Here is a 14,172-nt window from a genome sequence, read left to right as displayed (position 1 = left end):
GCCTGATGGACCGACATTTGGTGCTGTAAAGGAGGGCTGAACTGTTGTAGCGCTGCTAAGTGTAACAGCCGTACCGCCGGTTTGTGTCCAGAGGTATGTAAGGGTGCTACCATCCGGGTCAGAAGAGCCTGAACCGTTAAGTGTAACAACAAGACCTTCTGCTTTAGTCTGATCAGGGCCTGCATTAGCAGTAGGGGCAGCATTAACCCATGTTACATTAATATTAACTGAATCGGTGCTCTGTAAGCCCTGGGTGTCTGTTACTGTAAGACTGAAAGTAAGTGTTGCGCCTGATGGACCGACATTTGGTGCTGTAAAGGAGGGCTGAACCGTTGTAGCGCTGCTAAGTGTAACAGCCGTACCGCCGGTCTGTGTCCAATTATATGAGACAATAGAACCATCCGGGTCAGAAGATGCAGAGCCGTTAAGTGTGACAACCTGTCCTTCAGCCTTTGTCTGGTCAGTGCCTGCATTAGCAACAGGAGGTAATGATCCTGATCCTGATCCCTCTTCTGTAAAAACCTCGTTTGAGAAATCACTCTCCAAACCTGCTTCGTCAACCGCGGTTACTGCAAAAAAATACTGGCCTTCGTCAGGTATTGTAACAGAATATTCTGTTACCATGCCTATATTTCCACTGTTGGAGGTATAATTTCCAGATGTGGTACCCCAGTAGACAATATAATGACTGAGGTCAGGCTCGCTGTTAGGTTCCCAGGTAAGTGTTACCTGACGTGCGCTGACAGTTGCTGCTGAAATGATTATTAAGATAATTGTGAAAAAAAATACACGAATACTGTGGTTAAAAAAACCGGAAAAATCCCTGTAAAACATAAAGCACCTCCAAAAAATCCTGCTTGGCCTGAGACCATGCACTTTTGGAAGTGCTGTCTGCCCGGCAACCTCGCAACCGTATCCCTGAATCAGGAACTTAGGCCGATGGCTTTGCGTCCCGCCCTTTCGAACGGTTTGCCATTATCAAGCTACTCGAAAAACTATCGAGCTGTATGTTGCTTATGCAATATGTATTCCAATATTAGTGGATTGCTTCCAAATGTGTAACCTGTTGGAAACACATAGCTTTATTTTTTTTGCTCGGTGAATTAAAAAAAATACATTTAAGCTGTGTTTCACAAAAGGAGACATTTAGGTGTATATTAAATTACATTCTGGTTGTTTTTAAATAAATTACAGTGCAGTTATTATTATATCAATGATATGTTTCAACTTGACCTTGCCGCCTATTTTATCTATGGTTTTACCCTGGTTTGTAAAAGGAGAATAACATGAAAGGTTTTAATAAGAAGGAATATACCCGCAGGCAGTTCATTAAAAATACAGCACTCACTGCTGCTGGATTGACTATTGGTCCCTTTATTCATATTGAAAGAGCACAGGCAGCTACCAGCCTTATGAAGCGTTCGATGGGGCGGCTTAACTTTGAGGCAACCACCCTTGGCATGGGCGGGCAGGCATCACTTCAGTGGACACCTGCTGATGTTGACCCTGTTAAGATTATCCTCAAGGCATTTGCCTCCGGCATAAATTACTATGATACCTCCAATTTTTATGACGATAGTCAACTCCATTATGGGAAGGCATTTCGTTCTCTTGACCTTATTCCCGAAAAACCGGGCTATAATGAAAAGCTGCGCAGGTCCATATTTTTAACCAGCAAGACCTGCCTGCGTTTTGGTAAGGGCGGGTGGAAGAATGATGTGATGTATAATCTTACCAATGGATCAGGTACCCATGCAGTAAGTGATATCAAAAGGACGTTGTCACAGGTTTTTGGTGATGGAAAGGGTGCCTACCCCAAGGGTGCATACCTGGATATGGTGCTAATGCATGCTGTTACCAGTATAGAGGATATAAATGCATTATATGCAGGCTATGAAAACACGGATCAGAAGGCCGAGACAATTGGCACCCTTGCAACACTGATAGATTTACGTGACGGAACAAACCTTACCGGCCTGAACCCGGATGAAGAAAGGCTTATTCGTCATATAGGTTTTTCCGGGCATGCATCCCCAGCGGTTATGATGGAGATGATTCATCGTGACACCAGGAAGGTTTTGGAAGGCATGCTTGTAGCCATAAACGCCAATGACAGAAACTATTTCAATATGCAATACAATATCATACCTGTGGCACAGGCAAATAACATGGGTATCATAGCAATGAAGGTCTTTGCTGATGGCGCCATGTATGAAAAACCTGCTGTTATGACACAGGGGCCTCACATGGTTGTCCGCAGGGTAGGTGGAGGAAAGCTTCCCAGCAGGAAACTGGTTGAATACTCACTTACAACCCCTGGTATCCATACTGCCATTATTGGTACAGGTCATATAGATAATGATCCAAAGGCCTGCCAGCTTACACAAAACCTGCTTTCAGCCCAGATCGCACCAGATGCCTATTCAATTACTGATCGCAGAGAGGTGGAAAAACTTGCCCTTTCGGTCAAAGAAGGTAAGACTAATGGTTTTTTTCAGGTGGAAAAACAGGCGCTGAGCGCACCAAGGGATTTTTCTGTTGTACAGGAAAGCAGAGACCGGAAAAGGGTAGCTAAACTAACATGGCAGACTGCCTATGCCGGAGATGAGCCAATTATTCGTTATGAGATATGGCGGGATAACCTTAAGGTGGGGCAGGTTAACCATAAATCACAGGTAACAAGGGCACCATTTATCCATGAAGAGATTCTTAACGATAATAGTTCACATACCTACAGCCTGGTAACTGTAGATGCAGCTGAAAGGACTGCAAAGACAGAGGAGATACTTTTAGCGGGTATATAAACTTGAACCCGAATAGGATAGTCTATTCGCACCCGCATGGGGCATCGCTCTCTGCTGTGTCAGTCGGCCCTTCACCGCAATAGATGTTTTTCAATTTTTTATCCTTTGAGACAGAACTGTATACTGCCTTTATTACTGAATCCTTTATTATGGCTGACATGTTACCAATCAGATGCTCCTGCATGAGGGGGATGGGTTCGGTTTTAATATCCCCCTTGAGTTCAAGGGTAGAAAAGTTGATTGTGCTTTCCTCATCACTGATGCACATATCACCTGCATCACTGTTTACCTTTATGCTGAATTCAAATTCAGATTGGAGGTCTATCTCTTTTTCAGCAACAGGAAAGGCAGAGGTCAATGAAACCTGATAGCACATCTTGATTAACAACATTGCCTTTATGTCCGCTGCCGCCTTACCGGTCACAAGGCCCTCTGATACATTCCATTCCTTCACCTTAATTGCATCATTCATGTTCAAAATATTGTAATGGTAACAGTACTGGAACTGGAAATCACACCCTATATAACAGGGCTTTTTAGAAACAGGGATGAATTCCGGGGCGTTACCGGGTGCAGGTGATGGCTCTATTGCTATTAAAGAGAGTGGGCAAAAACCTAATAACAGTATGAAAATAAAGGATATTATTCTGGTCATGGCCTGTACTCCATTAATTTGTTTATCTGTTTGTTTGTATTTTTTCCTATTTTAACCACTAAAAATGGAAATACAAAATAAAAATGCCATTGGCATTTTTATTATCACCCATTTAATACTCCTTCCCTCTTTTCTCTTTCCTCTTTTCTATCTCCTCTTTCCTGCCCCTGCTACCTCCCTGCCTTTGTCAGTGCTGCTCCGCGTATTACCTTGTGCATGTAAGGCCTTGTTACCTTAACATCCTCAACATTTGCGGTTGAGCCGCATGGGGTCTGGAAGACAATCACTCCGCCTGCACCTGTACCGGATACTATTACAGCTACATCTTTATGATCTTTAAAGGGTTCTCTGTAGAGCCCCGGTTTCAGCTCTTCAGGTCTTATACCGATAACCTTATTTTCAGCCACCTGCTCTTTTAGAGCCTTGCGTTCCTCTTCACTCATTTTGTCCCAGTTAATGGTGTTTTTATCGTGCAGCCACTTGATAAAAGACTCCCTGGTAAAACCTGCATTCTTAAGCTGCTGTGCAAATGTCGGATGGATCGCTATCATATGCCGTATATCAACACCGTCCTTGGGCATCCCGAAAAAGCCGAACACCCCCGCAGAAGGGGCGAACATGGCACTCATCTGTTCAAGCCTGTTTTCAAAATTGTCCATGCTGAGGGTCTCTGACGGACCGCGCGATATAAAAATCCCTTCGCATATGGTTACTGTACTTTCCTCAGGTTTAAACCCGGTTGAAACCGCATATGTCTCCCAGGGGCTCGCCTTCTGGTTTTCAGGTATTATGTAATTTGCATAGGCAGCCGGCTGCCCGAGACCACCCGGTGACGAATAAACATCCATGCGGCGCCAGCCTATGTTGATCATGCACATGAGCATTGCCCTGCCGATAGTTGCGTTGGCCCTGTGGCCCGGGGCGAGATAGCCTGTCTCATTATTGAGCCCGATCTCTTCAATAATAGGCCCGCTGATAAATGTTATGGGCAGTATTTCATTAACAATATGGTACTGATTAAAGTCTTTGGCAGTAATGGTCTCTATCATGGCGATAATAACAGGGAGATATTCCGGCTTTGCACCTGCCATAACCGCGCTTATGGCGATTTTTTCTACAGTCGCTTTACCCTGCTTTGGATACATAAGCCCTATCTCCTTATCAGGCGGATAGGATGTCCCAGCGAGCATCCTTGACACAGCCTCTCTAGTGGGCGGTACTACAGGCATACCATCTGTTAAAAAATTATCAGTACAGTATTGCTGAAACTTTTCATTTGCCTCAGCATAATCAGCCCCTGTAAATTTTTTAGGGTAATAGTCATAGGTGAAATTATTGACCTCCATTTCCTCTTTTGTGAGCGGCCTTATCAGCGCATCATGTATTTCATCAAAGGCCGCCTCTGCAACCTGTTTCATTAATCCGGGATCAGTCTTGGCCACAAGATATTCCACTGCGGGTACAGCTAGAACGCGGCAGGTAGGCATGCCATTGATATCCACCAACAGTTTTTTCGCCTTTATTACTGCATCAGATACAATTGCAACACCGGGGCGACCCCGCTTTTCCAGCCTGGCTCCTGTATCATGCCTGGAACCTGTCTCTGATGCCTTTACCCCGTCTATCCACCCGTCGCACTTCTCTGCTATTTCACCGGAGATATCGGGTGCGTTAGGGACTCCATAACTGAAATGGATAAACTCAACAGAAGGGTACTTCATTTTAAGCATTGATTTTATTGTATCGAAAAATGACATGGAATCCTCGCCCATTGCCATAATGGCGATCTTCTTTCCATTAAGGTCTGTGAGGCGCGGGGCAAATAAACCCTGCCTTTCGGGAAAGGCCAGTTCGCCGTGAGGCTCCAGTATCTCAAGGGTGACCATCTCCTTTTTATCTGATTTGCTTTTTCCATCTGCACAGCTTAAGGCTGCCACTGCTCCCATGCCCATAATCCCGGATACAGTGCCCTGTATAAATCGCCTCCTGCTTAGTTTGCTGATATTTTCAGTTTTCATAATCTGCCTCCTTTACTGAACAGGTTTTATTGAATGTGCACCTAAAAGATAAATCGCACCAAAATTATAGCCCGACACCTCACCGGATACAAAAATGTTTATAGTGTCAGGAGAAACCACAACGGGCACCTTGCCGCCCGGTTTAAGGTTTTCCCAGTACATTGGGATCCTCTCTTCAGGGATATTATCGGTCCCGCCAAATGCCTCACTCTTTTCCGAAAGTCGCTTTTTAAGTCCCTTTATCTCATTTTCGGTCAGCTCCTCGTAGGGGACTGATGTCTTATCAATAATGTAGTCAACAAGCCCCTCCCGGGTGAAATCCCGCTTTTTAAGTGCATTTGCTGTATCCGGACTTAATATAAAGATATAGTTAAAAGGTCTGGCAAAGGCCCCTAAGCCAACGCCAGGCAGGTACGAGGCAAACATAAGGCGGTTGGGGGCAATTTTACCGATAATATCATCCAGCATGCCGTCAACTGTCCAGGCACCGCCGGTTCCTCCGCCGTAGCCTGTGAAATCGCCTCCAAGACCTATGCCTGATACAGTAACATAGCTCTCTTCTGCCTTATAACCACGCCCAGTGTGATATGGAGCCCACGGGCTTAATCTATTGTTTTCAGCAAGCACATAAAAGGTATGGGATGAAGGCCTGCCGGTTAATGCGGTATCGAGCTTTGCGGGTTTTAAATGGCCGATATTGTTCATGCAGAGCCTTACAGCACGTCCTATCGTATTGTTTGCACGCCATCCGTGCCCTAATAGGCCAATGCCTGTATGCATATTTATTTTATCAACAATGGGCCCGCTCACACCTATAAAAAGATTAAAAGAGCCATCAGAAGAAAACACATGGTGTGAAAAATCCTTATCTGATATTCCTTCCATTGCAGCAACAATGACCGGAAAATATTCCGGTCTGGCGCCCGCCATAACGGCGTTCACTGCCGCCTTCTGTACAGTGACATTAGCAATAACAGATGTTCCGTCCGGAGATTTTATTACCCCCAGTACCTTATCAGGTGCAAGACTGGTTGCCTTTAGCATCTGTGCGACATTACCCGGTGTGGGAGGGACAAGCGGGAGTCCATCACCCCAGTTATTATCCATGTATGTCTGATAGAATTTCTCATAGGCGGATTCCAGGCTGTCCGCTGATATTTTTACTGTTTCAATCGCCGCTTTCCCGGGTTTTATGCCTGCCTCTTTCTCTGAAGGTTTTATAGGAAGGGTCAGGGCATTTACTATATCATTAAAAACCATCTCTGCGCAGGGTATCATGCTCTTTGCGCTTGCCCTGTTCGGGTAGAACTCCATGCTGGGCAAGGGTGCCATACGTACAGATGGCATGCCAAGATGATTAGCGGCTGTTTCTGCGTTATGCATCAGGTGTTCACCAAAGACAGCAACACCGGGTTTACCCAGTTTTTCCATTTTTATTGTATAGGATACGCTATCCCATGCACCCTGGCCTGAATCACCCACAGCATAGACAAAGGTGTCTACCTCTTTTGGTATCCTCGCCTCTGCGTTATCTGCACCCCGGGTATACCTGAGGATTGTAGCGGAAGGATATTTCTTTTTAAGGAGTATCTCCAGTGCATCAAGAAAAAACTCTCCACCGGATTTGCCTGCCCAGACCAGTCCGATTTTGCCGGCGGACAGATTTTTAACCCGTGGAGAAATAACAGAGATATCAGATGCCATGATCATCTCCGCCTCCGGATTCAGCACCTCAAATGAAATGGCTTCTGCTTTTCTTTCAGATTTGGCAGCAAGGGCATCTGCATAGAGCAGGGCGATTGAAAATAATAAAATCACCCCTGTTAAGGACTTTAGCAGTGTTTTTTTAGCCTTTCCCATTAATTACTCCTTTCCGGTATTAGGTATTTGAATACAGTTTATAAATTATGAATTATTCAATAGCATGCTATTTAAAAATATAGTATTTCATATATGATTTCAAACTAAAAAAGGAGTTCTTGTGAAAGAAAAAATATATATCGGAATTATTATAAAGCAGATACATGATGCCCTTGAAAGGATGGCAAACAGGGAGCTTAAAGAAAAAGATCTTACTGTCTCTCAAATGCGTGTACTATGGGCTCTAAAAAACTCCGAAAGCGGGAGCCTCACTCTGAAAGAACTTGAAAAGTTGCTCCGAAATTCACAGCCTACAACCCTTGGCATTGCTAAAAGGCTTGAAGAAAAGGGCTTTGTAAAAGGCGAGTTTGATAGCTCTGACAAGCGAATCAAGTTTGTAAAATTGGCACCAAAGGGAGAAGAAGTCTGCCAGGATTCACATGTCCACATGGATGAAACCGAAGAAAAGTTTCTGAAAGGTCTCACAAAAGGTGAGAGGACTTTATTCACCGAGTTGCTTATAAAGATCAATAAAAATATTGAGTCATATGATTTTTAAATGACCCTGCATTAAAAAATAATAGCATGCTATGTTTTAAACAGGGAATATATACAGAGAATAGATTGGGAGTTGCCCTCTCCCATAAATATATTTTAAAACAAAAATATGAAAACAATTTAAAATAGGGCCCAAAAGCAGCCCAATGGGGCAAGGGGAAAAATGTTAAAGTTTTTTTTTGTAAAGGCTCTGCCTGAGGGGCTTTTTAGGTATGATTCAAAATTTAAAGCTTGCTGTCTGTCAGTAAAAGCAATTGATGTTTTTATTCTCCATGGTTAGTATTTTGATGTGTGGGTATCTTGACCAGCATTGTGTGTATCCAGACGAGTTTTTAGATCTTCTGTGAAACCGGTATGGTAACGATTGGGATAACTTTCAGATTGGAGGATGTAAAAATAATAACTTTATTGCTGCTATAGCAGTATATATTTAATAAATTAAGGGTCTATAACTCGTTTTCACAGATAAATATTGACAATTAACCGTTAAAGCAGTAAAAATACAAATTATAACACTAATTGTTCTTAATATTTTTATAAACGCATTAATTATACTGTTATGACGGTAAAAATAAACATAAACATGATGAAGGAATTTGGAGCTATTGTTCAGTTCCACCGCAAACAGGCCGGGCTTTCCAGGGTTAGTCTGGCCGATATTGCAGGTGTGGGGAAGACAGCTATCTATGATATTGAAAACGGCAAGGACACTGTCCGGTTGAACACGCTGTTAAAAGTACTTGATACCATCAATATTTCAGTATCTATTGACAGCCCGTTGATGGCACAATTCAAGGCAGGTGATAATGCGGAAAGCTGATATATTTATGCATGATATCCATACAGGCATCCTGGAGGAGACAACCCCACGTAAAGCCTATAGATTCACATATGACCCGGGATATAGCGGGCCTCCTGTTTCTCTCACAGTACCTGTAAAACCTGAACCATTTGAGTATGACACCTTCCCGCCTTTCCTTGAGGGGCTTCTTCCTGAAGGATACAACCTGGAGGCGCTCCTTCGCGCCCTTAAAATAGACAGGCAGGATCTTTTGAGCCAGCTTCTGGCAGTAGGTAAGGATATGGTCGGGGCAGTTACAGTTTGTGAGGCTGAATGAATATCTGCCCAATAACATATGAAGAATGTGAAAAAAGATATTCACCAAAGGGTTTAAGTCTCCTTTCAAGAAGTCTCATGGAGCTTGTGGATCTGCCATATACCGCCTCGGATCAGATTATCGAAGCTGCTTCCCGTGCACCGAAAATGTCCATCCAGGGTATTCAGCCCAAGCTGAGTGCCATATTGAATACCCGCATAAACGGGTTTGAACTTGTGGACACCGGTGGCAGATATATCCTTAAACCTCAAAACCCGCAATACAGAAACCTGCCTGAAAACGAAGATCTGTCCATGCGTCTAGCATCTGCAGCTGGCATCCAGGTGCCGCTGCACGGTCTTGTATATTCCAAAGACAGCTCAATGACATATTTCATAAAGCGGTTTGACAGGACAGGAAAAAAAAAGATTGCTTTGGAAGACTTTTCCCAGCTTATGGGGTTAAGCAGAGACACAAAGTATGATGCATCCATGGAAAAAGTAGCAAAGGTTATAGAGCAGTACTGCACCTTTCCGGCACTTGAAAAAATAAAACTGTTCAGGCTGACCCTGGTGAATTTTTTACTGGGCAATGAAGACATGCATGTAAAAAACTTTTCATTAATGACAAAGGATAATAAAACAGAGCTTGCACCTGCATACGATATCCTGAACACCACGATCGTTCTGTCTGATCCCAAAGAAGAGATAGCACTGCCCGTAAAAGGAAGGAAAAACAGACTGGATTCATATATTTTAATTGACTATTTCGGCAGGGACAGACTGGCATTGAATGATAAGATTATCTCATCCCTCTTAGATGATATTAATGGCGCAATGCCTGAATGGGACAGGCTTGTAGAGATCAGTTTTTTACCGAATGAATTGAAAGACAGGTATAGACTGGTGCTGGAAAAGAGGAGAGATAGGTTGTTGAGATAAAAAGCCACTTGACCAATATATCATTCCAAATCCAAAAATTGAAAATAATTTCCAAAAGAGAGCCCAAAAGTAGCCCAATGGGGTAGTGCGGGGGAAGGATATTTTTTATGTATGCAACGAAATTTATACCGATCGTTCATTTGATATGGTAATAAAAGAATTTCAGTGGTTGTCAGATTAATATGTCCTTTTAAGTTACCTATTAATATCTTTAACTGATAACTTAGATTGAAAGGATTGGAAGTGAAGTTATTAGGCGAGTTATCCTTTATATTGACTCTTGTGTTTCTGCTGAGATTTATTTTTATTCTTTGGCGGAAATGGCCCAAAACTGTATCATGTATTTTTCTTGTTTACCTCGTTTTAAGTGTGTAACCTTGAAGGTATCTGACCACCCTTCCTTTTGCAAGGTGTCAAGTCAAGTCCGTCCTCTTATATAAAAGATTTACTTCGATGTCTATGCCAATAAAAGCAATTGAAATATTTTTGAAAATGCTGGTACAGATTCGTTGATAGGTATTTCTTATTGATGCTGTAAAAATTCATCAACAGTTACATGAATATCGTTTATAATTTGTTTTAACAAGGCAGGAGATATATCTCTTCCGGAATGGAATGGAATTGTAGTGCTTCGTCCATCCGAATGACGATATTGTCTATGGGAACCTTTTTGTCTGATTTAATGAAATCCCAGTTTGTTTAGGATTGAAGCAACCACTTTAGGTTTTAGAACAGGAAGGGTTCCCATGTTTATGCAACCATAACATTTTGAGTCCCAACAAATTCGCTTTCCATTTTTGGATAGCCATCTTCCAGGAGCATTTCTATAACCTCTTTCAGATTTTGGTTTAGTTCATCAAGTGTTTCCCCTTGTGAATGTGCACCAGGAAAGCCCGGAACAAAACCAACATAAAGACCTATTTCGCAACATTTTTCTATGACCGCTGTGTATGTTGCCATTTTTTACTCCCAAAAAGTATATCTTAATAAAGAATGATGACTTCTTATTTAGCCCAACTTCGCATATTACTCTTTAGAATGTTGCCAATAAGAACTGGCCTGCCATCCATAGCTCATGAATGAAATGAATGAGCGAAGGATGGTGGAGGCGGGGGGAGTCGAACCCCCGTCCGAAAATATTCCGCTTAAGCTTCTACATACATATCCCGGTATAAGAGTTTAACCTTCAGTTTCCTACCGGGCGATGTCCCTGAAGGCTGACCCGTATAAAGGTTTCGCGTCAACGATCTACAGGTGAATCATATCAGCTATCCTGCTTTATCGACGACCATTTCTGCCTCGCAGGAAAGACTGAAATGGTCGGTAGCCTAAAATTGTTACGCGGCTACAGCGTACGCGTAATCGTCTGCGTTTGTGTTTATTCCACCCGTTTAACGAGCGAGTAGAACCTCGATATGCGACTTAAGCTTCTTTATCCCCGTCGAACCCGTTTCGCCCCCTTAAAAAAGTTACGTGATATGTGAATAATAACCCGATTAAGCTATCGCCTAATCGGGAGCGGATTTACTGCATTAAATAACTGTCAAAATAATAATCATTAAACCGGCAATAGTCAATCTTATCGTCTCTTCTTTACCTGATCCATCTCCCTTTTTAGCTCTTTTTCCTTAAGGGCGTGGCGTTTATCGTATAATTTTTTACCCTTTGCAAGCCCTATTTCTATCTTTGCCATGCTATCCTTGAAGTAGACCTTTAAAGGTATTAGGGCATACCCCTTTTCCTTTGTCTTGCCTAGGAGCCGTCTGATCTCTCTTTTATTGAACAGCAGCTTTCTTGTACGTTTCGGGTCCAGGTTGAGATAATGGGCATAGGGGTAGGGGGTTATATGCATGTTATATAAAAATACCTCACCATTTTTTATCTTGGCATAGCCGTCTACAAGATTTGCCCTGCCATCCCTCAACGATTTTACTTCAGGCCCTAAGAGTACCATGCCTGCCTCAAGGGCTTCATCTATGAAATAGTCATGGGATGCCTTTTTATTTTGACAAACAACTTTTACGCTCATTGGTATGTTTAACTCTATTAATAAAAGATTATCACTGTAAATATTTTAATTTGAAACCATTGCCATTTATATCAGGCAGGTAGTCTTTAGTTATTTTCTGTATGTATCTGCGCACTTCCTCAGATGTTTTAAGTTTAAGGATGTTTTCAAGGTCCTTTTCTGCTGCCTCTTTTGAAAGAGACCTTATAAGTTTTTTGAGCTGAGGGATACCGGTTGCTGTGAGGCTCAGTTCATTGATACCCATCCCAAGCAGAATAGGTAAACAAAATGGGTCTCCGGCCATTTCCCCGCATAATGAGACCTCTATGCCTGCATTTCGAGCTGCTTTGACTACCTGCATAATCATGCGGATTACAGCAGGGTGATAAGGTTCATACATATAGGCAACATTTTCATTGCTGCGGTCAATTGCAAGTGTATACTGGATCAGATCATTTGTCCCGATACTGAAAAAATCCGCACTCTCAGCCAGTATATCAGCCACCATTACCGCTGATGGTATCTCTATCATTGCGCCGACCTTTATTTTTCTGTCATAGGGGATATTTCCCTTTTCAAGCTCATCCATTACCTGCGACAAAATGCCTTTTGCATCAATAAATTCCTGGACGCCGGATATCATTGGGAACATAATCCTGATATTTCCATGGGCGCTTGCCCTCAGTATCGCCCTGAGCTGACTCTTGAATATCTCCTGTTCCTTCAGGCAGAACCGTATAGCCCTGAGCCCTAGCGCTGGATTAGCCTCGTTTGAGGGCTTTTTATTTGAGAATATCTTGTCTCCACCTATGTCAAGGGTTCTTATTGTAATAGGAAAAGGTGTTATTTTTTCCGCGATCTCCCTGTAGTCTTGATACTGCTCATTCTCAACAGGGACGCCCTTGTTTCGTATATATAAGAATTCTGTCCTGTAAAGACCTACCCCTTCAGCCCCGTTTTCTTTCGCGGTTTCAACCTCTTCGAGAAATTCAATGTTGGCCTTAACTGCTACGCGATAGCCGTCTAATGTTTCTGAAGGTAGATGACTTAACTGGAGAATACTTGAATTATAGTTTTTATAATAAAGGGCCTTTTCCTGATATGAAGTAATGAGGTCATTATCAGGGTTTAATATGACCTCTCCCTTGTACCCGTCAAGAATAAGCATGTTTCCATCCTCAATACTGACGGTGGCCTTTTCAAGACCCAGTACCGCAGGTATTTTAAGTGCCTGCGCCATTATTGCAGTATGAGAGGTCTTGCCACCCACATCTGTGATAAAGCCCATTACCATGGAGGTATTTATTTCACTGGTGTCTGCCGGTGTAAGATCATGGGCGACAATTATAACCTTTTCATTGATGTTTGAAAGGCTTTCCTGTTTTTTACCCACAAGGTTTCTGAGTATCCGCTCAACAACATTCTCAACATCATTGATGCGGTCTCTTATATATTCAAAATCAACCTGGTCAAAGAGCTGGCGTATCTTCTGTACCGATTTTTTTAATGCCCATTCGGCATTAATCCTTTCTTCCAGTATAATATTGATTGTAGAGGCAGTTATCATATTATCTTCCACAATCATCAGATGGGTATCCAGGATAAATGAGTGTTCTTTTATGCTGTCAGGTATCCGACTTTTAAGGTCTAATAGCTGCTCTTTTGTTACTTCAAGAGCATATTTTAACCGTTCAACCTCCCTGTTGATCTCGTTTTCATTAATGAGGTATTGATATATTATCTTCTGCTTTGAACGGTCTACAAGCCGGGCCTTTCCTATCACGATACCGGGAGATACCGCAATGCCGGTCAACTTATTGTTTTCGGCTGTTACCTGTTCTGTCATCTTCCTTCACCAAATTTGTTTTCAAAAAGCCTGCTTAACTCCTCAAGTAACTCGAGAGAGTCTTCACCATCTGCCTTTGCATCAATTTCAGTGCCTTTTGAACCCGAAAGGGTAAGAATAGAAAGGATATTTGAACCATCTACCTCCCCATAACCGTTTTTAATAAAAAACAGTTTGGACTTATATTTCCGGGACAGTTCAACTATTTTTGCGGCAGCCCGTCCATGAAGACCAAGGTCATTCTGGATTAAAAGTGTTTTTTTATGCTCCATTAACCAGTTTTTGCAAATATTAGATTTTAATGAATTAATTCAAGTCGATACATCCACCAATCGCACAGGCTGTATTACCAGCCAGAATGATCTGTATATTCTAAAAAAATTAA

General features: G+C 42.5%; 13 protein-coding genes, 1 other RNA gene, 2 pseudogenes and 1 riboswitch. Of the genes and pseudogenes, 5 read left to right on the top strand and 11 right to left on the bottom strand.

Annotated elements, in window-relative coordinates; translation table 11 throughout:
* The coding region (locus tag GX654_07205; GenBank protein ID NLD36638.1) for a hypothetical protein at window positions 1–834 on the bottom strand (834 nt) is incomplete at its 3' end.
* 60 nt (window positions 835–894) lie between these two features.
* A riboswitch (cyclic di-GMP riboswitch) is annotated at window positions 895–984 on the bottom strand.
* Window positions 985–1,286: 302 nt separating this feature from the next.
* On the opposite strand from GX654_07205, the gene GX654_07200 reads away from it, so the two are divergent.
* Complete coding sequence (locus GX654_07200) at window positions 1,287–2,804, top strand: aldo/keto reductase (GenBank protein NLD36637.1); 1,518 nt, start codon at window positions 1,287–1,289, stop codon at window positions 2,802–2,804.
* A 22-nt stretch (window positions 2,805–2,826) separates the two neighbouring features.
* Here the strand turns inward: GX654_07200 and GX654_07195 are convergent, their stop codons facing one another.
* The 3 genes from GX654_07195 to GX654_07185 all read right to left on the bottom strand — a co-directional run bounded on the left by GX654_07195 (window position 2,827) and on the right by GX654_07185 (window position 7,337).
* Window positions 2,827–3,459 carry a hypothetical protein gene (locus GX654_07195; protein ID NLD36636.1) on the bottom strand — a complete coding sequence of 211 codons (633 nt, stop codon included), beginning with the start codon at window positions 3,457–3,459 and terminating at the stop codon, window positions 2,827–2,829.
* A gap of 170 nt (window positions 3,460–3,629) precedes the next feature.
* Window positions 3,630–5,477, bottom strand: coding sequence for a hypothetical protein (locus GX654_07190; protein NLD36635.1), 1,848 nt, complete (start codon window positions 5,475–5,477; stop codon window positions 3,630–3,632).
* A gap of 12 nt (window positions 5,478–5,489) precedes the next feature.
* The gene (locus tag GX654_07185; GenBank protein NLD36634.1) at window positions 5,490–7,337 is read right to left on the bottom strand and encodes a hypothetical protein; all 1,848 of its coding nucleotides are present in this window, start codon (window positions 7,335–7,337) and stop codon (window positions 5,490–5,492) included.
* 121 nt (window positions 7,338–7,458) lie between these two features.
* Between GX654_07185 and GX654_07180 the strand changes: the two genes are divergently transcribed.
* Window positions 7,459–7,896, top strand: coding sequence for a MarR family transcriptional regulator (locus tag GX654_07180; GenBank protein NLD36633.1), 438 nt, complete (start codon window positions 7,459–7,461; stop codon window positions 7,894–7,896).
* A gap of 119 nt (window positions 7,897–8,015) precedes the next feature.
* Here the strand turns inward: GX654_07180 and GX654_07175 are convergent.
* Window positions 8,016–8,285, bottom strand: a pseudogene (locus GX654_07175) (GIY-YIG nuclease family protein).
* A gap of 196 nt (window positions 8,286–8,481) precedes the next feature.
* Between GX654_07175 and GX654_07170 the strand changes: the two are divergent.
* From GX654_07170 to GX654_07160, 3 genes are read left to right on the top strand one after another with little or no spacing between them, the layout of a single operon-like run.
* The gene (locus GX654_07170; protein ID NLD36632.1) at window positions 8,482–8,715 is read left to right on the top strand and encodes a helix-turn-helix transcriptional regulator; all 234 of its coding nucleotides are present in this window, start codon (window positions 8,482–8,484) and stop codon (window positions 8,713–8,715) included.
* Window positions 8,702–9,013, top strand: a complete 312-nt coding sequence (locus tag GX654_07165) for a toxin HipA (protein NLD36631.1) — start codon at window positions 8,702–8,704, stop codon at window positions 9,011–9,013. The genes GX654_07170 and GX654_07165 overlap by 14 nt, the downstream gene beginning before the upstream one ends.
* Window positions 9,010–9,933, top strand: coding sequence for a HipA domain-containing protein (locus tag GX654_07160; protein ID NLD36630.1), 924 nt, complete (start codon window positions 9,010–9,012; stop codon window positions 9,931–9,933). The genes GX654_07165 and GX654_07160 overlap by 4 nt, the downstream gene beginning before the upstream one ends.
* Window positions 9,934–10,456: 523 nt before the next feature.
* Here the strand turns inward: GX654_07160 and GX654_07155 are convergent.
* The 6 genes and pseudogenes from GX654_07155 to GX654_07130 all read right to left on the bottom strand — a co-directional run bounded on the left by GX654_07155 (window position 10,457) and on the right by GX654_07130 (window position 14,059).
* A pseudogene (locus GX654_07155) lies at window positions 10,457–10,681 on the bottom strand (type II toxin-antitoxin system HicA family toxin).
* Window positions 10,682–10,683: 2 nt separating this feature from the next.
* The gene (locus GX654_07150; GenBank protein NLD36629.1) at window positions 10,684–10,893 is read right to left on the bottom strand and encodes a type II toxin-antitoxin system HicB family antitoxin; all 210 of its coding nucleotides are present in this window, start codon (window positions 10,891–10,893) and stop codon (window positions 10,684–10,686) included.
* A 140-nt stretch (window positions 10,894–11,033) separates the two neighbouring features.
* Window positions 11,034–11,393, bottom strand: a transfer-messenger RNA (tmRNA) gene (ssrA, locus tag GX654_07145).
* Between the two features lie 119 nt (window positions 11,394–11,512).
* Window positions 11,513–11,962, bottom strand: a complete 450-nt coding sequence (gene smpB / locus GX654_07140) for an SsrA-binding protein SmpB (GenBank protein NLD36628.1) — start codon at window positions 11,960–11,962, stop codon at window positions 11,513–11,515.
* A 31-nt stretch (window positions 11,963–11,993) separates the two neighbouring features.
* Window positions 11,994–13,787, bottom strand: coding sequence for a phosphoenolpyruvate--protein phosphotransferase (ptsP, locus tag GX654_07135; protein ID NLD36627.1), 1,794 nt, complete (start codon window positions 13,785–13,787; stop codon window positions 11,994–11,996).
* Window positions 13,784–14,059, bottom strand: coding sequence for an HPr family phosphocarrier protein (locus tag GX654_07130; protein NLD36626.1), 276 nt, complete (start codon window positions 14,057–14,059; stop codon window positions 13,784–13,786). The genes ptsP and GX654_07130 overlap by 4 nt, the downstream gene beginning before the upstream one ends.
* Window positions 14,060–14,172 lie beyond the last annotated feature (113 nt).

It is taken from the genome of Desulfatiglans sp. (assembly GCA_012513605.1).
Taxonomy (GTDB): domain Bacteria; phylum Desulfobacterota; class DSM-4660; order Desulfatiglandales; family HGW-15; genus JAAZBV01.
The sequence above is the reverse complement of the archived record's forward strand: the minus strand, read 5'-3'. Positions and strand labels throughout refer to the sequence as shown.